Consider the following 22188-nt stretch of genomic DNA (forward strand, 5'->3'; position numbering starts at 1 on the left):
CGCCTCGCCAGATCAACTGGGGCCTGTCTGGGTCAGACGCCGGGCCCGTGTTTCGCGGTGCCACACATAGATCCCCGCGGCGACGATCACAAGCGCGCCGAGATAGGTCGTCCAGGGCGGCACCTCGGCGAAGAAGATGATCCCGTAGAGGGTCGCAAACAGCAGCCCGACATAGCTGAACGGCGCGACCGAGCTGGCCTCGGCGGCCATATAGGCGCGGATCAGGCAGAAATGGCCGACCGCGCCTACGGATCCGAGCACCAGCATCAGCCCCGCGGCAAGCGGGTCTGGGCGGGTCCAAAAGAATGGCACGACGCAGCTTACCGCGACGGCGCCGAAGGCCGCAGTATAAAGCAGCGAGGTCCAGACGTCCTCGTCGCGGCCCACAAACCGCGTCGCCAGCGCGTAGCCGCTCACAAAGACCGCCGCGCCGAGCGGCAGGATGGCCGCGGGCTGGAACACGTCCGAGCCGGGGCGGATGATGATCAGCGCGCCCACCAGTGCCGCGGCGATGCCCAGCACCCGGCGCAGGCCCAGGCGCTCGCCCAGTATCAGCGCGCCGCCCAGCGTGATCAGCACCGGGTTCAGCGACATCACCGCCGCCGCGTTCGCCATCCCGATGGTCACGAAGCCGAAGAAAAAGCAGCAGGTCGCCGCCAGCAGCAGCGCCGAGCGCAGGAACTGCAGGCCCGGGTAACTGGTGCGCGCTACCTGGCGCAGGCGGGGCACCACCACCAGGGTCACGGCGACGGTCTGCCCCATATAGCGCGCCCAGATCGCCATCACCGTGTCGGTGCGGTGGGCGACCTCCTTGGCCATCACGTCCATGGTGGTGAAGAGGAACATCGCGCCGATGATCCAGAGGATCCCCTGGGCCAGCTCGCTTTTTGGGGCGGTCGCGGCGGGCGCGGTCACTCGGGCGGCCGCGGGAGTCCCGTTCCGATCATGCTGTCTCGGGTCACCAGCGCGGCGAGGGCGGCCTCGTCGAGGCCGTCGCTGCCGGCGGGCCGCGCGGGCAGCACCAGATAGCGCATGTCGGCGGTGCTGTCATGCACGCGCACGGTGATGTCGTCGGGCAGCTCGACGCCGAACTCGGCCAGCACCTTGCGCGGCTCCTTGACGGTGCGCGCGCGGTAGGCGCGCGACTTGTACCAATCCGGCGGCAGGCCCAGCAGGTTGCGCGGGTAGCAAGAGCAGAGCGTGCAGACCACCACGTTATGGGTGTCGGCGGTGTTCTCGACCACGAGAAGGCGCAGCGCGCCGGGCTCAAAGCCCATCTCGCGGCAGGCCGCCGAACCATCCGCCATCAGACGCGCCTTGAAATCAGGGTCCACCCAGGCGCGGGCCACCACCGCGGCGCCATCGGCGGGGGAGCGGGCATCCATGGCGCCGATCTGCTGGGCGATCTCGGCGGCGGTGGTCACGCCCTTCTCGATCAGGAGCTCGCGCATCGCGATCTCCATGGTCTGCCAATAGGTGAGCGGGACGTCATCGTCGGGGCGGTAGGGGTGGCCCGAGGGCGAGAGGTGCTCATGATGATGGTCATGGGGCATGGTTATTCGACCCTCTCCAGCCAGTGTTCGTAGATCTCGGCGTCCAGCGTGTCCTCGGGGCGCTCGGCGCTGTCACCCCAGATCTCGGCCATGGTGAAACGCACGCGGTAAAGCGCGCGCATGTCGCCGAAGCGGCCATAGGCCTGCTCCTCGGGGTTGCCGAAAGCGCCCAATGGGCGCTCGATCTCGCCGGTCTTGCCGCGCAGATAGGCGGGCGCGCGGACATGGCCCGGCGGCATTCGGGTGCGGACGCGCACGCGCTCAGCCACCTGCGGCCTCGCCATAGGTTGCGCCGCGGGATTTGACCTCTTCCATGCGCGCGCCAAGCTCCTCGAGTGTGTATACGCCCGCCTCGACCAGGTTCTGGTTCACCGAGGCCACCCAGCGCTCGTAATAGGTCATCGTCTCGAACGAGGCCTCGCCCATATCCTCAAGGACGCGGCGCAGACCATCCACGGTGAAAAGTCCCTTGGTTGAGGTGATTACCTGCAACGCGTCGACGCGCTTTTCCCAAAGCGCGAAGTCGTGCTGATCCAAATCGACCGGGCCAGCGTCTTGCCCGCCCATGTCATGCCATCTACGTCCATCCGTCATGGCGCGAGCCTAGGGCGGCGCCACGCAGGTGTCCAGACGGCTCATTTCTTTGCGTGGCGTGCGGCACTGTGCAGGCCTGTCCCTTGGGTATGTATTTGGCCCAGAGTTGACCCGGCCGTGACCCCAATTTCTTGCAAGAAATTGGCGAAACTCTTCCAAGAGTTTCAAGGCATCGCACATCTATGTGTTCTGATTTCAAGGCGTTACGGAGATGCTGGGCGCACTTTCCTTGGAAGGAAAGTGGCAAATCTCTTGCAAGAGATTTGTGCGGACCAAATCTCTGCTTCGTGCCACAAAGAGCGTCGCTTCATCGCTGCTTTGCGGTGGTCACGTCATTGGACGCCTGTGCTGCGCGTCACTCTTCGTCCTCATCGTCTTCGCCCTCAACCTTCAACTGGATTTCGCCGACGGTCTGAAGGTCACGGATCACGCTGACGACATGGCCCATTGCGGCCTCGCCGTCGGATTCCTTGATCTTGCCCATGGCGTCGATCTCGTCCTTGAGCTGCGCGGCCATCCGCTGGGACATGTTGGACAGGATGAACTCCGAGGACTTGCTTTCCTCTTCCTTCTTGCCGGCGAAGGCGAGCGCCATGATAAGCTGATCGTTGTCGGCGTCGCGGGCGATCTTGGGCACGTCGCGTGGCTCTACCCGGCCAGCGATATTGGCGAAGGTGAAGATGGCTTTCTTCACCGCCTCGCCGAATTCCTCGTCCTCTTCGAACAGGCCCTCCAGCACGCCATCGCGGGTCTTGGCGGCGGAGAAGTTCAGGATCGCGCCCACCCGCTCCACCGGGCCGCTATCGAAGGCTTTGGGCGGCTCTGAATCGAACTGCATCAGAAGTGTCTCGCCGATCTTGCGCACGGTCTTGGGGGCCACGGACCCGGTATGCGAGGTGGCGTAGGCGATCCGGCGGGCGCGCTCGCCCGGGATCTTGCCTAGGATCTCAGCGGATTTGCTGACATCCAGTTTCGAGAGTGCAACAGACGCGATCTCGATCGCTTCCTCCAAGAAGATCGGCAAGAGCTGCTCGACATCCATTGCGCCGATGCGCTCCCACGGGTCGCCTTCGCTTTTGACACCGGCGGTGCGGCGCAGATGCGCCGCGGCGGTGTCTGATATCGTCTCGCCAATTGCCTCAAGCGTGCCGCGCATCGAGCGCGGGAAATGCAGCCCCAGATCATCCAGCTCGCCCACGAATTCCGACACGACCGCCTGCAGCGTGTCTCGCTTGATGTAGCGCATGCCGGCCATCTGCTGCGACAACGCGATCTGGATGTCCTCGGGCAGGCCCTTCAGCGAAAGCTCCACGCCCTCGGACTGCAGCAGGCGCACAATGATCGTGGCCTTCTGCTGGCGCGTAAGGCTGGGCGTGCCGGCGAGGGCACCTGGACTGGCGAGGGATGGAAGGCTCATCTCGATAGGGTCTGCAATTCTTGCTTTGGTTAACTCGTAACCGCTCAGCCCTTAACAACGCCCTAAGCAATGCACGGAAATCAGAGGAAATTTGCGTGGGTGTCCGGCGCAAATGTACGTCGTGGGGTTACGCGAGGGGCTACAGAATCCGCCTGTGGTTAAACTGGCTTTCTGAAGAGTGAGGGTATCCGATTCCTTGGCGGCCGCGTTCCAACCAAAAATAGCGCCTATTCAAAATGCGCTTCACGATCCTGGTTGGTTGGCTGCCACAATGGTCGTACGGATTTGGTTTGGCGAATCATTTGACCATCTATTGCATCCACGAGCTGAATTACACGTGGCCAACTTTGTGAGTCGGTGGCCAAACCTCCCGCAAAAACGTAGTTCCGACCACAAGCGCTTGAGACTCGCACCTGATCCCCCACAAGAGGCCTTAGGGCAACCGCAATAGGCGCTACTTCTTCGCTAAACTCAACTTCAGAAATAGAATTAGACAATGCATGTGCAACGGATGCGCATAATTCATCGCTAAGCGCTGTGGTGTAAGAGACGATGTCGAGCTCGTTATTTTGAATCCTTCCAATTCGGTCGATCCGCGTACCGATCACGTCGATCTCATTCGCTTTCTCTGAGATTTCTAAAATTCTATTCTGGAGTTCAGATACTTCGCCTGACAAAGAGATATGATCCATATTGAGGGAGGAAATATAAGTTTCCACATATGATATCTTGTCTTTTATAGTTGATAATTCGACGTTAATATCTGAAATCCTATCATCAAATTCTAACAATGCGACCTGAAGTCTTGGCAATTGTTCCTCGAATTTTGAGAGTCCTATTTGGAGAGTTGATGTTGAGGAGACAATTTTCTCACTAGTATTTTCAAGGGAAATACGAAGGCCATCCGTAAATTCAGCAATACTTGCGTTTTCTTGTTCAATTTCCAATATTCTTTGTCTTAGCTCATCGGTTGCAATGGTGGTTTGTATGCCGGTAAACATAAGCACGGCTATCACCGTAATTGCTGCCATCGCGGCTGCGAGTGTTAAGGTTCCATACGTCGTTCGGGAAACTAAACGTTCCCCAGAGTCACTTATTCGTTTGTTTAGCTTCTTCAGCTCGTCGCTTATTTCTTGGCTGTCTGGCAAGATTTAATCTCCCGCTGTTTTTGTGAACAACACGACGCAGAAGCTCGAGAGCAACGCCGCCACGCCAATAAACGTTATCAAGTGTGTTACATTTACCCAAGCGATGTCATCGTCGGCTTGGACGTAGGGCTTGATCGCTGCGACGATCAATGTGATCGATAAGATATCGAGAACCAAAGCAAATACCAGCAAGCCACGCCAAGGATCGCGGTTGCGATCATTGAGCGAGTTGATCATGGTCAATTCAAGAGTGACTAGAACGAATAACATCGAAAGGCACCCCGTTAGCAGGGCTTCATTCGGGTCAATCGAGATGAGTCGATCCGCTACGCCTCCACTCCAGGATACGATAACGGGGATGATAAAGATTATTCCTATGGTAATCCACGATTTAGTTACATTATCCTTTCCGACAAAAAGTGATCCGATAATACTTTCTTGGTTTTCGTTTTTAATCGTAAGTGCGTTCCAAACCGCAAGAAGTAACTGCATTGAATAGAGCAATACCAAAACGGTTACGCAGGTTGATATTAGAGTCATATATTTCTCTTGGAAATTTAATGGGGCAAAAAAATACTAGCCTTTTCGGCATGTCAAGGAAAGCTAATTTCACTCTGCTGCTTTAAGCTCAAAACCCTTGTTGATCTGATCCGCGGGCTCAACCGGGTAGTCGCCTGAGAAACACGCGTCGCAATATTGCGGCGCGTTCGGATCGCGGCCCTTGGCCTCGCCCACGGCGCGGTAGAGCCCGTCCAGCGTGATGAACTTGAGGCTGTCAACGGCCAGGTGCAGGCGCATTTCCTCTTCGGACATGGTCGCGGCCAGCAGTTTCTCGCGCTGCGGCGTGTCGACGCCGTAAAAGCACGGCCAGGCGGTGGGCGGCGACGCGATGCGGAAATGCACCTCCTTGGCGCCCGCATCCAGGATCATTTCCTTGATCTTGCGGCTGGTGGTGCCGCGCACCACGCTGTCATCGACCAGAATCACCCGCTTGCCCTCGATCAGCGCGCGGTTCACGTTCAGCTTCAGCCGCACGCCCATGTTGCGGATCTGCTCGGTCGGCTCAATGAAGGTCCGCCCCATATACTGGTTGCGGATGATGCCCATCGCGTAGGGGATGCCGCTTTCCTGGCTGAACCCAATCGCCGCGGGGGTCCCGCTGTCGGGCACCGGGCAGACGATGTCGGCCTCCACCGGCGCCTCGCGGGCCAGCTCGACGCCGATCTGGCGGCGGGTGGTGTAGACGGACTGCCCGTTCAGGATCGAATCGGGGCGGCTGAAATAGACATGCTCGAAGATGCAGAACCGCGGCCGCGCGGGCTGGAAGGGGCGCAGGGATTTCACCTCGCCATCCTCGATGACGACCATCTCGCCGGGCTCGACCTCGCGGACGAATTCCGCGCCGATGATGTCCAGGGCGCAGGTCTCCGAGCTCAGCGCCCAGCCCTCCCCGATCTTGCCCAGCACCAGGGGCCGCACGCCCAAAGGATCGCGCACGCCGATCAGCTTGGTGCGGGTCATGGCGACGACCGAGAACGCGCCCTCCACGCGGCGCAGCGCGTCCATCATCCGCTCTGGCACCCTGCGTTGCAGCGAGCGGGCCATCAGGTGGATAATGCACTCGCTGTCGCTGGAGCTTTGGAAGATCGAGCCGCGCTCGATCAGCTCTTTGCGCAGGGCGTCGGCATTGGTGATATTGCCGTTATGGGCGATCGCGGCGCCGCCCATGGAGAACTCGCCAAAGAAGGGCTGCACGTCGCGGATCGCGGTGTGGCCTTTGGAGCCCGCGGTGGAGTAGCGCACATGCCCGATGGCCAGCGGGCCGGGCAGGGTCTCCATCAGGGACTGCTTGGTGAAATTGTCGCGCACATAGCCAAAGCGGCGCGCCGAGTTGAACCCCTGCTCGGGGTCGTGACAGACGATGCCGCCCGCCTCCTGACCGCGATGCTGCAGGGCGTGCAGGCCAAGGGCCACGAAATTCGCCGCGTCGGCAGTGCCGATGACGCCGAAGATTCCGCATTCCTCCTTGGGCTTGTCGCCGCCGAGGTCGGTCTCCCAAGCGTCAAAATCGAAAGGGTGGGCAGGTGGCATAGCGGGGGGCGTCGCGCGCATTTCAGCGGGGCTCCGAATCCTTGGGTGGCAGCTGCCTATTGCAATAGGAGGTCTCCGCCCGCTTGTCACGACACGTTTACATGTACGGTGAACATAGGGTGGAAGGTGAGGCTTGGCGGTTGCTGCAAGTGCGAAGCTGCTGGTTTTTTGGTCACGCGACGGGCGGGGTTGGTGTGGAGGGGGCATCTAAGAGTTACCGCGCCGTACTTGATCCGGGGCCTCCTGCTTGAACTAAGCGCAAACCGGGCTGCGGCCGACCTGGAGGTCGCTTGCGCATCAGCTCAACCATCAACGACATCTCTGGAAACCGAAGCGTTTCAACTAGATGCGCGGTTGCAATTGCGGCCTCCTGGGGGAGGTCGGCCGCAGCCCAGGCAAGCTGGGCGGTCGCTCTATGTGAGTTCCGTTCCATCTGGTGTCGGCAAGCGTTGCCAGGTTGGAGCGCGTGTTGGCACCGACCACTCCAGGCCCAAAAGCCACCCTGACACATCTGCACCATTGCGATTGCCATCTGCCACGCACCAGCACCCTTGCGCCCGCCGCCTCATCCGATAAGTCGGTGCGGCGCGGCATCGGAGGCACGGCATGGAACGGATCAAACTTGGCACCAGCGACATTGAGGTCTCTCGCCTCTGCCTGGGCTCGATGAGCTGGGGGACCCGCAACACCGAGGCCGAGGCGCATCACCAGATCGACCGGGCCCTGGATGCGGGCGTGGATTTCATCGACACCGCCGAGATGTATCCGACCTATCCCGCCGCCGCCGAAACGGCGGGCGCCTCAGAGGTGATCATCGGCAATTGGCTGGCCAAGTCGGGGCGGCGCGACGAGGTGGTGATCGGCACCAAGGTCATGGGATCGGGATTCCTGCGCGACGGGGCGGGCTATGACAGCGCGATCATACCTCAGGCTATCGAGGACTCGCTTAAGCGCCTGCAAACGGAGGTGATCGACCTCTACCAGCTGCACTGGCCGATGCGCCCGCATTACCATTTCCGCAAGCATTGGGACTGGGACCCCTCGGGGCAGGACCCGGCCGCGATCCGCGAGCATATGCGCGACGTGATCGGGGCGATGGGGGCGATGATCGCGGCAGGCAAGATCCGCAGCTGGGGGCTGTCGAACGAGACCACCTGGGGCACGGCGGAGTGGCTGCGGCTCTGTGATGCGCTGGGCGTGGACCGCCCGGTGACGATCCAGAATGAATACTCGCTGCTGTGCCGCTACGCCGACAAGGACCTGGCCGAGCTCTGCTGCATGGAGAATGTGGGGCTGTTGCCGTTCACGCCGCTGATCGCAGGTGTATTGTCGCCCGAGCATGGCCCGGACCTTATCCCCCAAGGCTCGCGCCGCTCGCGGGACGCCTCGCTGAGCGGGCGCGTGACAGAGCGGCTCTGGCCCGCAACGGCGGCCTATCGCGCGGTGGCCGACAAACACGGGCATGACGTGAACCAAATGGCGCTGGCCTGGACGCTGACGCGGCCCTTCGTGGCCTCGACGATCTTTGGCGCCTCAGATGACCGGCAGCTAGAGCTGGCGCTGGGCGCGGCAGGGCTCGTTCTGTCCGAGGCATGCCTTGCGGACATCGGCGCGGTCCACAAAGCCCATCCGATGGTGTTCTAGCCTCGCGCGATTGCTTTCTTCAACGGCGCGCGCCGCATGACTGCGGCGGATGCTCTTTGCTTTTTGTCCCCACACAAACCACGCAACCCAGAAGGTATGGCGCATGAACCAGCCCATCAATCTCAACAAGGCGCGCAAATCCAAGGCGCGCTCTGAGGCCAAGGCCCAGGCGGATCAGAACGCCGCGAGCTTTGGCATGACCAAGGCCGCGCGCCTGCTGGCAGCGACGCAGACCGACCGCGCCAAGGCCTCCCTTGACCGCCACAAGATGGACCCCGATAACGATCTGGATGAGACCTGAGAAACACTCGCTGACCCTCAAAGGGCACCGCACCAGCGTCTCGCTGGAGCCGGAGTTCTGGGTGGCGTTTCGCCAGATCGCCAGGGATCAGGGCAAGCCGATCAACCAGCTTGCCGCCGAGATCGACGCGGCCCGCGGGGTCGAGCGCGGGTTGGCCTCGGCGATCCGTGTCTTTGTGCTCGGCGCGCTTGAGGACAGGCTGGGCGACCTCTGAGCCCTGGCCGCGCAGTGACCGCACGGCGATCTCGGGCACCAACCGTGCCGCGGTGCGACGACATGTAAGCTGAGAAAAACCCTTGCGCCGCGCGGCCGGTCCCGCCAAAACCCGCCCTCATGAGTACTGGCCACCTGACCATCGACCTTGGCGCCATCGTCGCCAACTGGCGCGCGCTGGACGCCATGTCCGCGGGCCATGTGGAAACCGGCGCCACGGTGAAGGCCAACGCCTATTCGCTGGGGGCCGCGCCGGTGTCGCGGGCGCTGGCCAAGGCGGGCTGCCGCACCTTCTTTGTCGCCGCCGCCGAGGAGGGCGCCGCGGTGCGCCAGTCCGTGGGCGATAAGCCGCGCGTCTTCGTCTATTCGGGCCACATGGCGGGCGACACCGATATGATCGGCGATCTCGGCCTGATCCCGCTCTTGAACTCTATCGAGCAGATGACCCGCCATATCGAGGCGCTGCCGGGGCACCCGTTCGGCATCCAACTGGACAGCGGCATGAACCGCCTCGGGATGGAGCCCGAGGAGTGGTTCGCCGTGCGCGATCTGGTGCTCAAGCAGGGGCCCAAGCTGATCATCAGCCACCTGGCCTGCGGCGACGAGCCCGCGCATCCGATGAACGCCCAGCAGCTGGACCAGTTCCGCGCCATGACGGACGGGTTGCAGGTGCCGCTGTCGCTTTCGGCGACGGCCGGGGTGCTTCTGGGGCCGGAGTATCACTTTGCCATGACCCGCCCCGGGATCGGGCTTTATGGTGGGCTGCCCTTTGCCGAGGCAAGTCCCGTGGCCGCGGTCTCTATCCCGGTCATCCAGACGCGCGACCTGGAAGAGGGCGAGCCGGTGGGCTACGGCAATGCCTGGATCGCCGAGCGCCCGACCCGGATCGCGACCATTGCGGCGGGCTACGCCGATGGGATCATCCGCGCGGCCAGCAATAACGGCACGCTCTTTGCCGGCTGCAAGCCTTGCAAGCTGGTGGGGCGGGTGTCGATGGACATGTTGACCATCGACATCACCGATTTGGATCGCACGCCCTCCGCCTTAGAGATCCTGGGGCCGGACCAGGGCATTGATGCGCTGGCCGAGCAGGCGGGCACGATCGGGCACGAGATCCTCACCGCACTGGGCAACCGCTATCAGCGCCGCTACCGGGGCGCGCCGTGAACCCGGTCTTAGCTCCGCTGGCGGCCATCGGTCGCTCGACATTGGCCCTGCTGGCCGCGATTGGGAGCGTGGCAATCTATGCCGCGCAGACGCTCTCGCATCTCTTCCGCCCGCCCTATTATCCGCGTGAGTTCCTGACCGCGCTGATGACCATCGGCTATTTCTCACTGCCCGTGGTGGGGCTGACCGCTTTGTTCACCGGGGGCGCGCTGGCCTTGCAGATCTACTCGGGCGGGGCGCGGTTCAACGCCGAGGCGGTGGTGCCGCAGATCGTGGCCATCGGCATGGTGCGCGAGCTGGGCCCGGTGCTGGTGGGGCTGATGATCGCCGCGCGGGTGACCTCGTCGGTGGCGGCAGAGATCGCCACCATGAAGGTCACCGAGCAGATCGACGCCCTGGTGACCTTGTCGACCCATCCGATGAAGTACCTGACCCTGCCGCGGGTGATGGCCGGGCTTCTGGTCGTGCCGGTGCTGGTGGGCGTGGGCGACGTGATCGGCATCATGGGCGGTTACCTGGTGGGCACCGAGCGGCTGGGCTTTAACGCGGCCACCTATCTGACCAACACGGTGGATTTTCTAGAGGCGCGCGACGTCGCCTCAAGCCTGGCCAAGGGCGCGGCATTCGGGTTCATCGCGACGCTGATGGGCTGTTACTACGGGATGCGCTCGGACCGCGGCGCACAGGGCGTGGGCGCGGCCACCAAATCGAGCGTCGTCGCCGCGGCGGTGATGATCCTGGCGGCGAATTACCTGCTGACGGAGCTGTTCTTTTGATCCGGCTGGAGGGTGTGCATAAGGCCTTTGGCAGCAATCGCGTCTTGCGCGGGGTGGATCTGGAGATCGCCAAGGGCACATCCATGGTGATCATTGGCGGCTCGGGTACCGGCAAGTCGGTGCTGTTGAAATCCGTGCTGGGGCTGGTGCGCCATGACAGCGGCACGATCACGCTGGACGGGCAGGACGTCACCACCGCCGAGCGCGACGCGTTTCTGGCGCGGTTTGGGATGCTGTTCCAGGGCGGCGCGCTGTTTGACAGCCTGCCGGTCTGGCAGAACGTGGCCTTCCGGCTGTTGCGCGGCTCGCTGAAGCGGCCCAAGGCAGAGGCGCGCGAGATCGCAATAGAGAAGCTGCGCCGCGTGGGGCTGAAGCCTGATGTGGCCGATCTTTACCCCGCCGAGCTCTCGGGCGGCATGCAAAAGCGCGTGGGGCTGGCCCGCGCCATTGCCGCGGAGCCCGAGATCATCTTTTTTGACGAGCCCACCACGGGGCTGGACCCGATCATGTCCGGCGTGATCAATGCGCTGATCCGCGAGATCGTGACCGAGATGGGGGCGACCGCGATGACGATCACCCATGATATGACCAGCGTGCGCGCGATTGCCGACAATGTGGCGATGCTGCATGGCGGGGTGATCCAGTGGGCGGGGCCGGTGGCGCAGATGGACGCCTCGGGCGATCCGCATCTGGACCAGTTCATCCATGGCCGCGCGGAGGGACCGATCGAGGCAGTTCGATAGGGCCCTGCGCAATCCGCGCAAGCTGCTGCGCTTAAACAATCGTCCAACGCTCTAGTAGGAACATGAAAGTTTGGGTTCGGGGGGGCCTTTGGCCAACCCTCCCATTTTCATTTTCCCACCCGAATCGCTAATATTTCATTGATTTCTAGGGGATTATCGCCCGCAGCGTCGCTGCGTCGCAAGGCGCTGCACCAAAGGAGCGCCCGTTGCGCATCTGCCGCAGCGCAGCGCACCCGCGTGGTGGCGGGACTGGCATCCCATCAGCCGCGTCCCTAAGTCTCACCCATGCTTTTGGCGCTCAGAACACTCAATCTCCTGCTGCTGGTCCTGTTCCCGGTGGCTTGGTTCGCGCCGCTGATGCGCGCGGGATTCAACCTGCCGCTCTTTGGGCTCTCAGAAATCTCAGTGATCTCGGGGCTGCAGGAGCTCTGGGGGTCGGACGTGGCGCTGGCGCTTCTGGTCACGGCCTTCGCGCTCTTTGCGCCGTATCTGAAGACCATCGGTCTGGCGCTGATCCATTTCGGCCTAGCCTCGCCGCGGATCAGTGCGGCGCTGCACATCCTGGGCAAGCTGGCGATGGCGGATGTCTTCCTGATCGCGCTCTACATTGTGGTGGTCAAAGGCGTGGGCTTTGCCAAGGTGGAGACCGCCTGGGGGCTGTATCTGTTCACCGGCTGCATATTGGCGTCGATCGCGCTGAACTTCTTCACGGATCGGCTGGGACAGCAGGGGCGCTTGGGCGCGACGTAGCTGGTCTTTGGCCTGTGGTGGGCATTGGCGATCCGCCGCCCCGGACTTGATCCGGGGCCTCCACCTTGAGCCAAGCGCGACGCGGGCAGCGGCCGACCTGGAGGTCGCTTGTGCAAAGTCGGCACTTGGCGCATGCGCTCCACAAACGCAGTTGTTTCAGTGGTTTGCGACGTTGCAAAAGCGGCCTCCTGGGGGAGGTCGGCCGCTGCCCAGGCAAGCTGGGCGGTCGCTCTGCGTGGGGCCCGGTTCATCTGGTGTCGGCAAGCGTCGCCAGGGCGCTCGTTTTGCTCAGCGTTCGCTCCAGGCCAGAACTCACATTCGAACGTAGCCAGAAGGAACCATCGGCAGCGCAGGCGCGACGCTCTCGGTAGGGAATAGGCTCGCGGCTGGCGCTGCCCACAAGCTTGCGCCGACGCGATATCGACGTAATACCGACGTCGAAAATCCTCCACCTTGCGCCCCCGGGCTGGGGCGGGCATTTAGGCATTCATGGCCAAGCCAATGACCTTTACTTGCACCGCCTGCGGTGCCGCGCATTCCAAGTGGTCTGGGCGCTGCGAGACCTGCGGCGAATGGAATACGATCATCGAGGAGGCGCCCTTGTCGGCGGGGCCAGCCAAGAAGTCCCTCGGGGCCAACCGCGGCAGCAAGGTCGTGTTGACGGATCTCGCAACGCAGGAGCCGCCGCCGCCGCGCACCGGCTCAGGCATCGCCGAGCTGGACCGCGTGCTGGGCGGCGGGCTGGTGCCAGCAAGCGCAATCCTAGTGGGCGGGGACCCGGGCATCGGCAAGTCCACGCTGCTCTTGCAGGCCGCATCAAGTTTCGCCCGCAATGGACTGAAATCGGTATATATTTCGGGAGAGGAAGCCTCGGCCCAGGTGCGCATGCGCGCCCAAAGGTTGGGGTTGGCGGACGCGCCGGTGAAGCTCGCGACAGAGACCAATCTGCGCGACATCCTGACCACGCTAGAGGCCGAGACGCCGGACGTGGCGGTGATCGATTCGGTGCAGACCATGTGGGCCGACAATGTCGAAAGCGCGCCGGGCTCGGTGAGCCAGGTGCGCGCCGCGGCCCATGAGCTGACCACGTTCGCCAAGCGCAAGGGGTGCGCCGTGATCCTGGTGGGCCACGTCACCAAAGAGGGCCAGATCGCGGGCCCGCGCGTGGTCGAGCATATGGTGGACACGGTGCTCTATTTCGAGGGCGAGCGCGGCCACCAGTTCCGCATCTTGCGGGCGGTCAAGAACCGCTTTGGCCCCGCCGATGAGATCGGCGTTTTTGAGATGACTGGCAATGGATTGGAGGAAGTTCTTAATCCTTCGGCCCTATTTCTTTCAGAGCGCGACGAGCCGGCTCCGGGCTCGGTCGTGTTCGCAGGCATCGAGGGCACACGCCCGGTGCTGGTGGAGTTCCAGGCGCTGGTCTCGCCGACGCCGCATAGCCAGCCGCGCCGCACGGTGGTGGGAGATGTGTATAAGAGACAGCCTCTGANGAACATATGGTCGACACTGTTCTTTACTTTGAAGGTGAGCGTTGCCACCAGTTCCGCATCCTGCGCGCAGTGAAAAACCGATTTGGACCAGCAGACGAAATCGGCGTTTTTGAGATGACTGGCAATGGATTGGAGGAAGTTCTTAATCCTTCGGCCCTATTTCTTTCAGAGCGCGACGAGCCGGCTCCGGGCTCGGTCGTGTTCGCAGGCATCGAGGGCACACGCCCGGTGCTGGTGGAGTTCCAGGCGCTGGTCTCGCCGACGCCGCATAGCCAGCCGCGCCGCACGGTGGTGGGCTGGGACGGCGGGCGGCTGGCGATGATCCTGGCGGTGCTGGAGGCGCGCTGCGGCATCCCCTTCACCGGGCTGGACGTCTATCTAAATGTCGCGGGCGGCATGAAGATCGGCGAGCCCGCCGCGGATCTGGCCGTGGCTGCGGCGCTTTTGTCGGCGCGCGAAGACGTCAGCCTGCCGCAGGACACGGTGGTTTTTGGCGAAATTAGCCTGTCTGGTGCGCTTCGACCCGCCACCCAGACCGAAAATAGGTTGAAAGAAGCGGGAAAACTTGGTTTCACCGCCGCAATCGCTCCCAAACGGAGCAAAGCCGGAGGCGGGGCCGGGGTGAAACTAAAGCCAATGGGCGATTTGGCCCAGATGGTCGGTGATATATTCGGCGCGGGTTAAGGCGCAGGAGCAGGACAAAACATGGACGGATTTACCATAGTGGACGCGGTCGTGGCCGTCGTGATCATCATCTCGGCGATCCTGGCCTATTCGCGCGGCTTCGTGCGCGAGGCGATGTCGATTGTCGGCTGGATTGTGGCCGCCATCCTAGCGTTCATGTTCGCGGGCACGGTGAAGCCTTTGGTCGAGGAGATCCCCTTTGTGGGCAACGTCCTGCGCGACAGCTGCGAGCTGGCGATGATCGCCAGTTTCGCGGCCGTGTTGGCGCTGGCGCTGATCCTGGTGTCTCTCTTCACGCCGCTTTTCGCATCCATCATACAGCGCTCGGCGCTGGGTGGGCTGGATCAGGGGCTGGGCTTCTTCTTTGGGGTGCTGCGCGGGCTCTTGCTCGTCGCGGTCGCTTTGGTCGTCTATGACCGGGTGACGGTCAGCCAGCAGGTCGCCGAGGTCAGCGAGAGCCGAACCTACGCCGTCTTCGCGGGCGCCAAGGACAACCTCAATGAACAGCTGCCCGAGGACGCGCCGAGCTGGATCGTGCAGCGTTACGAGCAGCTGGTTAGGCCCTGCGGCGCATAAAGGCGCAGCGATAGCGCCCTAAACACGACGGCGCCAAAAAGGGCCGATTTCATAAAATGAAATCGTTCCGGAAGCCTTGGAGGCTTCCGGCGTTGCGCTTTACTGCGCGGTTAGGCGTCCTTGGGGCCGATCATCTGCTCGGGGCGCACCACGCGGTCAAAGGTCTCTTCGTCGACCAGGCCCAGATTGACGGCCTCTTCGCGCAGCGTCGTGCCGTTCTTATGCGCTGTTTTGGCGACCTTGGTGGCGTTGTCATAGCCGATGGTGGGCGCCAGCGCCGTCACCAGCATCAGGCTTTCCTTCATCAGCTTGTCGATGCGGGCCTCGTTGGCCTGGATCCCAGAGACCATGTTGTCGGTGAAGGCCGACGCGCTGTCGCCCAAAAGCTGCATGGATTGCAGCACGTTGTAGGACATCATGGGGTTGTAGACGTTCAGCTCGAAATGCCCCTGGCTGCCCGCAATGCCCACGGCGGCGTCGTTGCCCATCACATGGGCGCAGACCATGGTCAGCGCCTCGGCCTGGGTCGGGTTCACCTTGCCGGGCATGATGGACGAGCCGGGCTCGTTCTCGGGCAGGATCAGCTCGCCAAGGCCAGAGCGCGGCCCAGAGCCCAGCAGGCGCAGGTCGTTGGCGACCTTAAAGAGGCTCGCGGCCACGGTCTTGAGCGCGCCCGAGAACATCACCATCGCGTCATGGGCGGCGAGTGCCTCGAACTTGTTGGGCGCGGTCACGAAGGGCAGGCCGGTGATCTCGGCCATGTGGGCTGCGACGGCCTCGGCCCAGCCTTTGCGGGTGTTCAGCCCGGTGCCCACGGCGGTGCCGCCCTGGGCCAGCTCGTAGATGTCGCCCAGGCAGGCCTCGACCCGCTCGATGCCCTTGCGCACTTGATGCGCATAGCCAGAGAACTCCTGGCCCAGCGTCAGCGGCGTGGCGTCCTGGGTATGCGTGCGGCCGATCTTGATGATGTCGTTGAACTCGGCCTGCTTGGCCTCCAGCGCCGCCAGCAGCTTGGCCAGGCCGGGCAGCAGCACGTCGCGCGCCTGCATGGCGATGCCCACATGCATCGCGGTGGGGAAGGTGTCGTTCGAGGACTGCCCCATATTGCAGTGGTCGTTGGGATGCACGGGCGCCTTGGTGCCCAGCGTGCCGCCCAGGATCTCGATGGCGCGGTTGGCGATGACCTCGTTGGCGTTCATGTTCGACTGCGTGCCAGAGCCCGTCTGCCAGACCACCAGCGGGAAGTTGTCGTCGAACTTGCCCTCGATGACCTCGCTCGCGGCCTGGATGATCGCGTCCGCCAGGCCCGCGTCCAGCGTGCCCTGCGCCTTGTTCTGCATCGCGCAGGCCTTCTTGACCACGCCGAGGGCGCGGATGATCGGCACGGGCTGGCGCTCCCAGCCGATGGGGAAGTTCATGATCGAGCGCTGCGTCTGCGCGCCCCAATACTTGTCGGCAGGGACCTCTAGCGGGCCAAAGCTGTCGGTCTCGGTGCGTGTTGCGGTCATCGGGGGCCTCCATCGCGTCTGGTTGGGAAACGCTCTAAAGGGGGAGGCCCCAAGGTGCAATGTGTCAGGATGGCAGTTGGGCTATTGACTGAAAGGTAGCCAAGCCACGGACCACCCAATTCATTTGCCTTCGGAATGGCACATGGCCTGTGTACACCTATGGTCGATACTTGGGTGATTCCATGGATCAAAATTTGGGCCAAAGAGACTTGAAAAAGGATTCAAGTTGACCAAATATTAACTATGGTTAACGTGCATCGACTTTTTGTCTCAATTATTTTGTTGTTCACTGTGGCGGTTGCGCCCGCAACCAGCGGTCAAAATTGCCATCCCAGCTATGTTGGTGCTTGCCTTCCACCGAATGCTTTGGACGTAGACTGTGCGAGCGGAAATGGCAACGGACCAGTCTATCTCGAGTGGCGCGTGATAGTTATTGGACCGGATACTTACGATCTTGATCGAAACGGAGACGGAATAGGTTGCGAGCGGGAACCTGCTCGGCCTGGGTCCAATGCAGATGCAGCTACCTCTTAGACCAATGGATCCTCGTTAAAAGTGGAATCTGGCGTTCCTTGTGTAAGGGGCTCCCAAGCTACAAACTCCGTCACAAATGATGGTGCCCCTTCTAAAAGCACTCACCAAAAAATTTAGGTTGCATCCACTAAGCGGCAACGGGTTTGTCCACGACCGGGCGGACGCGGCGCGGGTTGGCCTCCTCGCCGGTCAGCGCGTAGCGGATGGAGGCCTCCAGAAGGCTGCCGATCTGGCGCCGCATCATTGGCCGCATGGGCAGGGTCATCAGCCGCCCCAGAAGGCCGAATTTGGGCGTCGCGGTGGCCGTCATGGTGATCTGCGTGCGGTTGGGCCCAAGGGCCTTAAAGGCGATCTCGGCGCCCATCGACTTCATCGGCAAGCTGGTGTCGAAGATCTCCACGACCAGCCTCTTTTCGGGGCGGTATTCCACGACCCGCTCGCGCAGGTACTGGTTCTTGCCCGGCAGGTCGCATTGCCGCTCGGCGCCGAGCCCGTTCTCGGCGGTGCCATTGATGATCCGCGAGTGCGTGATGTTGGGGTTGAAGACATAGATGTTGGCGAAGTTGTCCCAGACCTTCCAAAGCTCAGAGGCGGGAATCTCGGCGGCGCGTGTTTCGGTAATTGTTAACATAAATTCAACTCCTTATGGGGTGGTCTCCATCCACTTGCCAATGGCAGGTGCGATGACCTGGGGGGTGTCTTCCTGCAAGAAATGGCCGCCCGCGCCGATATGGGCGGTCGTCAGGTTCATGAGCCGTCCTGGCAGATGTTCCACGGCCTGGGGCGGCATGGCCCAGATTGGCGGTGGCAGGGTGATCCCCGCGGCGGCGGCGGTGGATAGAAACAGCTCTCGGCGGTTCATCTGGGCTCTCCCTGATTGCGAACTGCCAGGACCCTATGTGGTTCGAATTCGTGACGGAACGCATTGATCTGGTCCGATGCGGTTCATAGTTGAGACATTCAAGCAGATGTGATTTTGGCTAGATGAGGGGCAAGCGATGGAGCGAACGATGGATTGGGCGCGCATACCCTATTTCCTGGCCGTGGCGCGCACCGGCAGCCTGCGCGCCGCCGCCGAGACGATCGGCGGCAACCACGCCACCGTGGACCGCAACCTGCGCGGGCTCGAGACGACCTATGGCGTGCGGCTCTTTGATCGCTCAACGGCGGGCCTGTCGCTGACATCCGCCGGAGAGGCGCTGTTGCCCGTGGCCGAAGAGGCCGAGCAGTCGATGATTGCCGCGCGCATGCGCCTTCAGGGGCTCGACCGCGAGGCGGCGGGCACGGTGCGGCTTTCTATCCCGACGCCTTTTGCGGTCCACACTCTGCCACCGATCCTGTCGCGCTTTTGCAATGACTACCCCGAGATCCAGCTGGACGTGTCCGTCACCAATCGCTTCGAGGACATAAGCCGCGCCGAGGCCGACGTGTCCGTGCGCGTCGCGTTCCAGGTCGACGATGACGTGGTTGGGCGCAAGCTGTTCCAGTACAACACCGGCATCTTCGCCAGCCCAAGCTATCTCGAACGGCATTTCGAGGCGCGCGGGCCAAAGGGCGACGGGTTGCATTGGGTCGGATGGGGCGACGTTGAGGCCGTGCCTGACTGGGTCAAAAACAGCCCGTTCCCGCGCGCATCGCTGCGGCATAACCTGCGGGATCCGATGCTGATTAAGGAACTGGTGCGCGGCGGGCAGGGGATGAGCTACCTGCCGGTCTCCTGGACGCATGAGGTGGATGGTCTACGGCAGGTGCCAGGGACCGACATCACGCCGAACCGGTCGGTTTGGCTGCTTTTGCATTCCGATCTGCGGCGCACCACGCGCGTGCGGCTCTTGGTGGATTACCTGGCCCGCGAGCTGAAGGCGCTGAAGCCCAAATTCCTGCACGCGTCGCGCAGCGCCCGGCTCTGACCGGACGCCGGGCGCCTATTTGCGGAAACTGTCCAGGCTGACCACCTCGGCGTCCTTGCGGGGCTCGTCCTCTTCCTCGACGGCCTGCAGCGGCGCTTCCTCGACCTCTTCGATCTCTTCGCCGTCTTCCTCGTCCTGCGTTTCAAACCGCAGCCCGAACTCGACGGATGGATCCACGAAGGTCTTGATTGCGTCGTAGGGGATGTAAAGCGGCTCGGGGTTCTCGCCGAAGTTCAGCGTCACCGAAAAGCCTTCATCCGTCACCTCAAGACCGTCGAACCAGTGCTGCATGACCACGGTCATTTCCTCGGGGTAGCGGTCGCTCAACCAGTCGGCGATCTCTACATCCGGGTGCATCGTGTCGAAGGTGATGAAGAAGTGGTGCTGCCCCGGAAGACCGTCGGACTGCACCGCTGTCAGCACCTCTTGAATTAGGCCGCGCATGGCGCGGTGCATGAGGTTGCCATAGTCAATGGTGCCTGTCATCGCGTTCCTCTTGGGCGATCTGGGGGTAGCATAAGGGATTCCTTGGCGAAGGGAAGATGCCGTTCGCGGAGTTGCGCCTGTTGGCGCTTACCGCGCGTCACTTGTTTCGGTCCATAGTTGCTTAGCGCCAAGCCTTCGGGTGCCCTGAATAGCGGTGCAATTCAAGCCGAAATGACGCAGGGCCGGGCAATTTTGGCGAGATCGTAGGCGATGCGGCCCATGTCGCCCGGGTGGCCCGTGGTGAGTGCCCACAGGCCCTAGACAAAGTATGATCCCGCGACGCCCAACGCCGCGACGATCAGCAAGGTCGATATCATACCGACCCTCAGCCAAAGCATCAGCACGCCCGCGATCACGGCAAGCAGCGCGGCGGTGACGTCGAGCGTCGCCAGCTCGGGCGACAGTAGATGCAGCGGGCCAAGTTGCGTCGTGTTGACCTGTGCGAAGAACACATGCGTGGCGAACCAAAGCGAGAGGTTTAGGATCACGCCCACAACCGCGGCGGTGATGGCCTGCAGCGCGCCCGCGAGGCGGGGCCGGGTCGAGATCCACTCGATGTAGGGCGCGCCCGCGAAGATCCACAGAAAACAGGGCACAAATGTCACCCAGACCGTCAACAGCGCCGCCGCCAGCGCCAGGCCCCATCCGCCAGCGCCGTATCCGGCCAGAAAACCCACGAACTCGGTCACCAGGATCAAGGGGCCGGGCGTGGTCTCGGCCAGGCCCAGCCCGTCCATCATCTGCTGGGTCGAGATCCAGCCCTGCACCTGCACGACCTCCTGGGTCATATAGGCCAGCACCGCATAGGCGCCGCCGAAGGTCACGATGGCAAGCTTTGAAAAGAACAGCCCGACCTGCGTCAAAAGCTCTTGGCCGGTCAGCCAGAGCACGCCGATCGGCGCCCACCAAAGCGCGCCCCAGAGCGCGACTGTTCTGACCAGCCCGGCGCTTGGCGAGGACGCCCGCAGGTCGGACCTGTCCGACAAGGGCGCAGGAGCCTCCGCCCCAGGCCCGCCGCGCAGCCAGCCATATAGCGCCGCCGTCGCGATGATCAGGGGGAAGGGCAGCGCAAAGGCAAAGATCGCCAGAAAGGACAGCCCGGCCAGGACCCATCTATCCAACGAGCGCAGCGCCTTATTCGCCACTTTCAGGAGGGCCTGGAGGACGATCACGACAACCGCCGCCTTGACCCCCAAGAAGACCGCCTCGACCAGCGGCACCTGGCCCAACCAGACATAGAGCCCGGCAAGCGCCGCCATCACCAGCGCGCCGGGCAGCACGAATAGAAGCCCCGCGATCAGCCCCCCCGGAACGCCGCGCAGACGCCAGCCGCAATAGGTGGCCAGCTGCATCGCCTCGGGCCCCGGCAGAAGCATGCAAAAGCTCAGCGCGTTCAGAAACTGCGCCTCGCTGAGCCATGGCCGGTCCTCGACCAGCTCCTTATGCATCACGGCGATCTGCGCGGCGGGCCCGCCGAAGGACAGAATGCCGATGCGGAAGAAGGCCCACAGCAGTTCTCGAAAGGATGCGTCCATCTCAGGTGTGCCCCATTGGCCAGTTGTGGGTTTCCTCATGCCCGTCTCGCGCCCAGCGGTAAAGCGCATCGTAGAGCCAAAGGCCGGCCTCAAGCTGCTGGTGGTCGTCTTTGTATTGCCGCGACAACCCCACAGAGACGGCCAGCAGCCCCGCGGCCTGCGGCGCAAGGTCATGCCGGTTGCTGTCGGCGGCACGGATGATCGTGGCAAGGCGGTCCAGCGCTGCGCTGCGAAGGCCGAACGCCTCCAACATGGCGTCAAAGGTGCAGCCATCGTCGCGGTGCGAGTACTTGGCCCCTGTGATGTCGAACGGCGTTGCGTCGAACCTCTCCGCAACGGCTTGGACTTCGGACGGTGCCACGAAGAGAAACCGCGCGCGGCGATCAACGAAGCGCCGGATCAGCCAAGGGCAGGCGATGCGGTCGATCTTTGGGCGGTGACGGGTGACCCAAACTGCGTTTGCGGGGATTGCCGCAGCAGGCACCGCCTGAGCGCCTGGCAATTCAAACCAGGCCGCAACACCGCCGGAAAGGTTTTCGGCCATCACCCCCTCAGAGCGCAGCCAACTCGTTAACCCCTGACTAAGCTTCTTGCCCTTTTGGCAGGCTATGACCGCGCGCTGGGTGCCGATGTGGCGGGCCAACCCGGCGGGATCGCCGTGATCCCATCGCAGCGCCGTGGGAATGAGCCGAGGGTCGGCTGCAAAGTCCTCGTCGGTGCAGATATCGACAATGACGGGGCATTCTGGCGTGCCGATGAGGCGGTTCAGTTGTTGGGGCGTGATCTCGTTAGGTCCAGGCATGGTACATCCTTCCCTTGGTAAGGGTCGTGGATGCGACGCTTGGGCCTAGGCCTCACGGGGCGCGCGCGCTTGGCCCCATGGACATGTCTTGCCGATTGCCGGGGCGGCGGTCAAGATGCGGCGGGTTGACGCTGGGGGGCGAAAGTTAGCGATTTGTTGTGATTCGGCGTGCTCCCATGAGAATGGGTGGGCGGCGCCCCGCGACGAAAATTGCTCTGCGCTCGAGATGCACGGCCGTGCCCGCCCGGGTTCATTGTTCCCTC

General features: G+C 62.8%; 24 protein-coding genes and 1 pseudogene. 11 read left to right on the forward strand and 14 right to left on the reverse strand.

What is annotated here, in order from left to right; translation table 11 throughout:
* Nucleotides 1–12: 12 nt before the first annotated feature.
* The 8 genes from AIOL_RS09785 to purF form a co-directional block, all read right to left on the reverse strand.
* On the reverse strand, nucleotides 13–915 hold the full coding sequence (locus AIOL_RS09785; protein ID WP_235438957.1) for a DMT family transporter: 903 nt from the start codon (nucleotides 913–915) through the stop codon (nucleotides 13–15).
* Nucleotides 912–1553, reverse strand: coding sequence for a nitrile hydratase subunit alpha (gene nthA / locus AIOL_RS09790; protein WP_049642811.1), 642 nt, complete (start codon nucleotides 1551–1553; stop codon nucleotides 912–914). The genes AIOL_RS09785 and nthA overlap by 4 nt, the downstream gene beginning before the upstream one ends.
* A 2-nt stretch (nucleotides 1554–1555) precedes the next feature.
* Entirely contained in the window at nucleotides 1556–1837 is a 282-nt protein-coding gene (locus AIOL_RS26215; RefSeq protein ID WP_049642812.1) for an SH3-like domain-containing protein, read from the reverse strand.
* A complete protein-coding gene (locus AIOL_RS26220) occupies nucleotides 1815–2120 on the reverse strand; it encodes an SH3-like domain-containing protein (RefSeq protein ID WP_049642813.1) in 306 nt (101 codons plus the stop codon). The genes AIOL_RS26215 and AIOL_RS26220 overlap by 23 nt, the downstream gene beginning before the upstream one ends.
* A gap of 382 nt (nucleotides 2121–2502) precedes the next feature.
* Complete coding sequence (locus AIOL_RS09805) at nucleotides 2503–3564, reverse strand: flagellar motor switch protein FliG (protein WP_049642814.1); 1062 nt, start codon at nucleotides 3562–3564, stop codon at nucleotides 2503–2505.
* Nucleotides 3565–3791: 227 nt separating this feature from the next.
* A complete protein-coding gene (locus AIOL_RS24990; protein WP_152912460.1) occupies nucleotides 3792–4712 on the reverse strand; it encodes a hypothetical protein in 921 nt (306 codons plus the stop codon).
* Between the two features lie 3 nt (nucleotides 4713–4715).
* Nucleotides 4716–5204, reverse strand: a complete 489-nt coding sequence (locus tag AIOL_RS09810; protein WP_049642815.1) for a hypothetical protein — start codon at nucleotides 5202–5204, stop codon at nucleotides 4716–4718.
* 117 nt (nucleotides 5205–5321) lie between these two features.
* Entirely contained in the window at nucleotides 5322–6803 is a 1482-nt protein-coding gene (gene purF / locus AIOL_RS09815) for an amidophosphoribosyltransferase (RefSeq protein WP_049642816.1), read from the reverse strand.
* Between the two features lie 606 nt (nucleotides 6804–7409).
* Here purF and AIOL_RS09820 point away from each other — a divergent pair.
* The 10 genes and pseudogenes from AIOL_RS09820 to AIOL_RS09865 all read left to right on the forward strand — a co-directional run bounded on the left by AIOL_RS09820 (nucleotide 7410) and on the right by AIOL_RS09865 (nucleotide 15150).
* Complete coding sequence (locus tag AIOL_RS09820) at nucleotides 7410–8447, forward strand: aldo/keto reductase (protein WP_049642817.1); 1038 nt, start codon at nucleotides 7410–7412, stop codon at nucleotides 8445–8447.
* Between the two features lie 103 nt (nucleotides 8448–8550).
* The gene (locus tag AIOL_RS09825; protein WP_049642818.1) at nucleotides 8551–8748 is read left to right on the forward strand and encodes a DUF4169 family protein; all 198 of its coding nucleotides are present in this window, start codon (nucleotides 8551–8553) and stop codon (nucleotides 8746–8748) included.
* Nucleotides 8738–8962, forward strand: a complete 225-nt coding sequence (locus AIOL_RS09830) for a ribbon-helix-helix domain-containing protein (protein WP_049642819.1) — start codon at nucleotides 8738–8740, stop codon at nucleotides 8960–8962. The genes AIOL_RS09825 and AIOL_RS09830 overlap by 11 nt, the downstream gene beginning before the upstream one ends.
* 119 nt (nucleotides 8963–9081) lie before the next feature.
* On the forward strand, nucleotides 9082–10128 hold the full coding sequence (gene alr, locus AIOL_RS09835) for an alanine racemase (protein WP_049642820.1): 1047 nt from the start codon (nucleotides 9082–9084) through the stop codon (nucleotides 10126–10128).
* Entirely contained in the window at nucleotides 10125–10904 is a 780-nt protein-coding gene (locus AIOL_RS09840; RefSeq protein ID WP_049642821.1) for an MlaE family ABC transporter permease, read from the forward strand. Before alr ends, AIOL_RS09840 begins: the two co-directional genes overlap by 4 nt.
* Complete coding sequence (locus AIOL_RS09845; protein ID WP_049642822.1) at nucleotides 10901–11647, forward strand: ABC transporter ATP-binding protein; 747 nt, start codon at nucleotides 10901–10903, stop codon at nucleotides 11645–11647. The genes AIOL_RS09840 and AIOL_RS09845 overlap by 4 nt, the downstream gene beginning before the upstream one ends.
* Before the next feature lie 285 nt (nucleotides 11648–11932).
* Complete coding sequence (locus tag AIOL_RS09850) at nucleotides 11933–12397, forward strand: paraquat-inducible protein A (RefSeq protein ID WP_049642823.1); 465 nt, start codon at nucleotides 11933–11935, stop codon at nucleotides 12395–12397.
* Between the two features lie 489 nt (nucleotides 12398–12886).
* Nucleotides 12887–13889: DNA repair protein RadA (gene radA, locus AIOL_RS09855; RefSeq protein WP_152912679.1), on the forward strand; the 1003-nt coding region annotated here is incomplete at its 3' end.
* A 1-nt stretch (nucleotide 13890) separates the two neighbouring features.
* Nucleotides 13891–14574: pseudogene (locus AIOL_RS09860) on the forward strand (magnesium chelatase domain-containing protein); the annotation flags it as partial.
* Between the two features lie 21 nt (nucleotides 14575–14595).
* Entirely contained in the window at nucleotides 14596–15150 is a 555-nt protein-coding gene (locus tag AIOL_RS09865; protein ID WP_049642824.1) for a CvpA family protein, read from the forward strand.
* Nucleotides 15151–15260: 110 nt separating this feature from the next.
* Here the strand turns inward: AIOL_RS09865 and fumC are convergent, their stop codons facing one another.
* From fumC to AIOL_RS09880, 3 genes are all read right to left on the reverse strand, one after another.
* Complete coding sequence (fumC, locus tag AIOL_RS09870; RefSeq protein ID WP_049642825.1) at nucleotides 15261–16658, reverse strand: class II fumarate hydratase; 1398 nt, start codon at nucleotides 16656–16658, stop codon at nucleotides 15261–15263.
* A gap of 661 nt (nucleotides 16659–17319) precedes the next feature.
* A complete protein-coding gene (locus AIOL_RS09875) occupies nucleotides 17320–17823 on the reverse strand; it encodes an SRPBCC family protein (protein ID WP_049642826.1) in 504 nt (167 codons plus the stop codon).
* 12 nt (nucleotides 17824–17835) lie between these two features.
* The gene (locus AIOL_RS09880; protein ID WP_049642827.1) at nucleotides 17836–18054 is read right to left on the reverse strand and encodes a hypothetical protein; all 219 of its coding nucleotides are present in this window, start codon (nucleotides 18052–18054) and stop codon (nucleotides 17836–17838) included.
* Nucleotides 18055–18202: 148 nt separating this feature from the next.
* Here AIOL_RS09880 and AIOL_RS09885 point away from each other — a divergent pair, with 148 nt between their 5' ends.
* Nucleotides 18203–19102, forward strand: a complete 900-nt coding sequence (locus tag AIOL_RS09885) for a LysR family transcriptional regulator (RefSeq protein ID WP_235438958.1) — start codon at nucleotides 18203–18205, stop codon at nucleotides 19100–19102.
* A 15-nt stretch (nucleotides 19103–19117) separates the two neighbouring features.
* On the opposite strand, the gene AIOL_RS09890 is transcribed toward AIOL_RS09885, so the two are convergent.
* From AIOL_RS09890 to AIOL_RS09900, 3 genes are all read right to left on the reverse strand, one after another.
* Nucleotides 19118–19588 carry an SspB family protein gene (locus tag AIOL_RS09890; RefSeq protein ID WP_049642829.1) on the reverse strand — a complete coding sequence of 157 codons (471 nt, stop codon included), beginning with the start codon at nucleotides 19586–19588 and terminating at the stop codon, nucleotides 19118–19120.
* A 257-nt stretch (nucleotides 19589–19845) separates the two neighbouring features.
* Entirely contained in the window at nucleotides 19846–21123 is a 1278-nt protein-coding gene (gene chrA / locus AIOL_RS09895; protein ID WP_049642830.1) for a chromate efflux transporter, read from the reverse strand.
* A 1-nt stretch (nucleotide 21124) separates the two neighbouring features.
* Nucleotides 21125–21925: a chromate resistance protein ChrB domain-containing protein gene (locus AIOL_RS09900; RefSeq protein ID WP_049642831.1), complete on the reverse strand. Its 801-nt coding sequence runs from the start codon at nucleotides 21923–21925 to the stop codon at nucleotides 21125–21127.
* Nucleotides 21926–22188: the final 263 nt, after the last annotated feature.

It is taken from the genome of Candidatus Rhodobacter oscarellae, from assembly GCF_001078595.1.
GTDB classification, from domain to species: domain Bacteria; phylum Pseudomonadota; class Alphaproteobacteria; order Rhodobacterales; family Rhodobacteraceae; genus Rhodobacter_B; species Rhodobacter_B oscarellae.

Excerpts from the sequence above, each read along its gene's own strand:
- nthA (WP_049642811.1), bottom strand. The coding sequence starts at position 1,553 with ATGCCCCATGACCATCATCATGAGCACCTCTCGCCCTCGGGCCACCCC.
- AIOL_RS26215 (WP_049642812.1), bottom strand. The coding sequence starts at position 1,837 with ATGGCGAGGCCGCAGGTGGCTGAGCGCGTGCGCGTCCGCACCCGAATG.
- AIOL_RS26220 (WP_049642813.1), bottom strand. The coding sequence starts at position 2,120 with ATGGGCGGGCAAGACGCTGGCCCGGTCGATTTGGATCAGCACGACTTC.
- AIOL_RS09805 (WP_049642814.1), bottom strand. The coding sequence starts at position 3,564 with ATGAGCCTTCCATCCCTCGCCAGTCCAGGTGCCCTCGCCGGCACGCCC.
- AIOL_RS09810 (WP_049642815.1), bottom strand. The coding sequence starts at position 5,204 with ATGCAGTTACTTCTTGCGGTTTGGAACGCACTTACGATTAAAAACGAA.
- purF (WP_049642816.1), bottom strand. The coding sequence starts at position 6,803 with ATGCCACCTGCCCACCCTTTCGATTTTGACGCTTGGGAGACCGACCTC.
- AIOL_RS09820 (WP_049642817.1), top strand. The coding sequence starts at position 7,410 with ATGGAACGGATCAAACTTGGCACCAGCGACATTGAGGTCTCTCGCCTC.
- AIOL_RS09825 (WP_049642818.1), top strand. The coding sequence starts at position 8,551 with ATGAACCAGCCCATCAATCTCAACAAGGCGCGCAAATCCAAGGCGCGC.
- AIOL_RS09830 (WP_049642819.1), top strand. The coding sequence starts at position 8,738 with ATGAGACCTGAGAAACACTCGCTGACCCTCAAAGGGCACCGCACCAGC.
- alr (WP_049642820.1), top strand. The coding sequence starts at position 9,082 with ATGAGTACTGGCCACCTGACCATCGACCTTGGCGCCATCGTCGCCAAC.
- AIOL_RS09850 (WP_049642823.1), top strand. The coding sequence starts at position 11,933 with ATGCTTTTGGCGCTCAGAACACTCAATCTCCTGCTGCTGGTCCTGTTC.
- AIOL_RS09865 (WP_049642824.1), top strand. The coding sequence starts at position 14,596 with ATGGACGGATTTACCATAGTGGACGCGGTCGTGGCCGTCGTGATCATC.
- fumC (WP_049642825.1), bottom strand. The coding sequence starts at position 16,658 with ATGACCGCAACACGCACCGAGACCGACAGCTTTGGCCCGCTAGAGGTC.
- AIOL_RS09875 (WP_049642826.1), bottom strand. The coding sequence starts at position 17,823 with ATGTTAACAATTACCGAAACACGCGCCGCCGAGATTCCCGCCTCTGAG.
- AIOL_RS09880 (WP_049642827.1), bottom strand. The coding sequence starts at position 18,054 with ATGAACCGCCGAGAGCTGTTTCTATCCACCGCCGCCGCCGCGGGGATC.
- AIOL_RS09885 (WP_235438958.1), top strand. The coding sequence starts at position 18,203 with ATGGATTGGGCGCGCATACCCTATTTCCTGGCCGTGGCGCGCACCGGC.
- AIOL_RS09890 (WP_049642829.1), bottom strand. The coding sequence starts at position 19,588 with ATGACAGGCACCATTGACTATGGCAACCTCATGCACCGCGCCATGCGC.
- chrA (WP_049642830.1), bottom strand. The coding sequence starts at position 21,123 with ATGGACGCATCCTTTCGAGAACTGCTGTGGGCCTTCTTCCGCATCGGC.
- AIOL_RS09900 (WP_049642831.1), bottom strand. The coding sequence starts at position 21,925 with ATGCCTGGACCTAACGAGATCACGCCCCAACAACTGAACCGCCTCATC.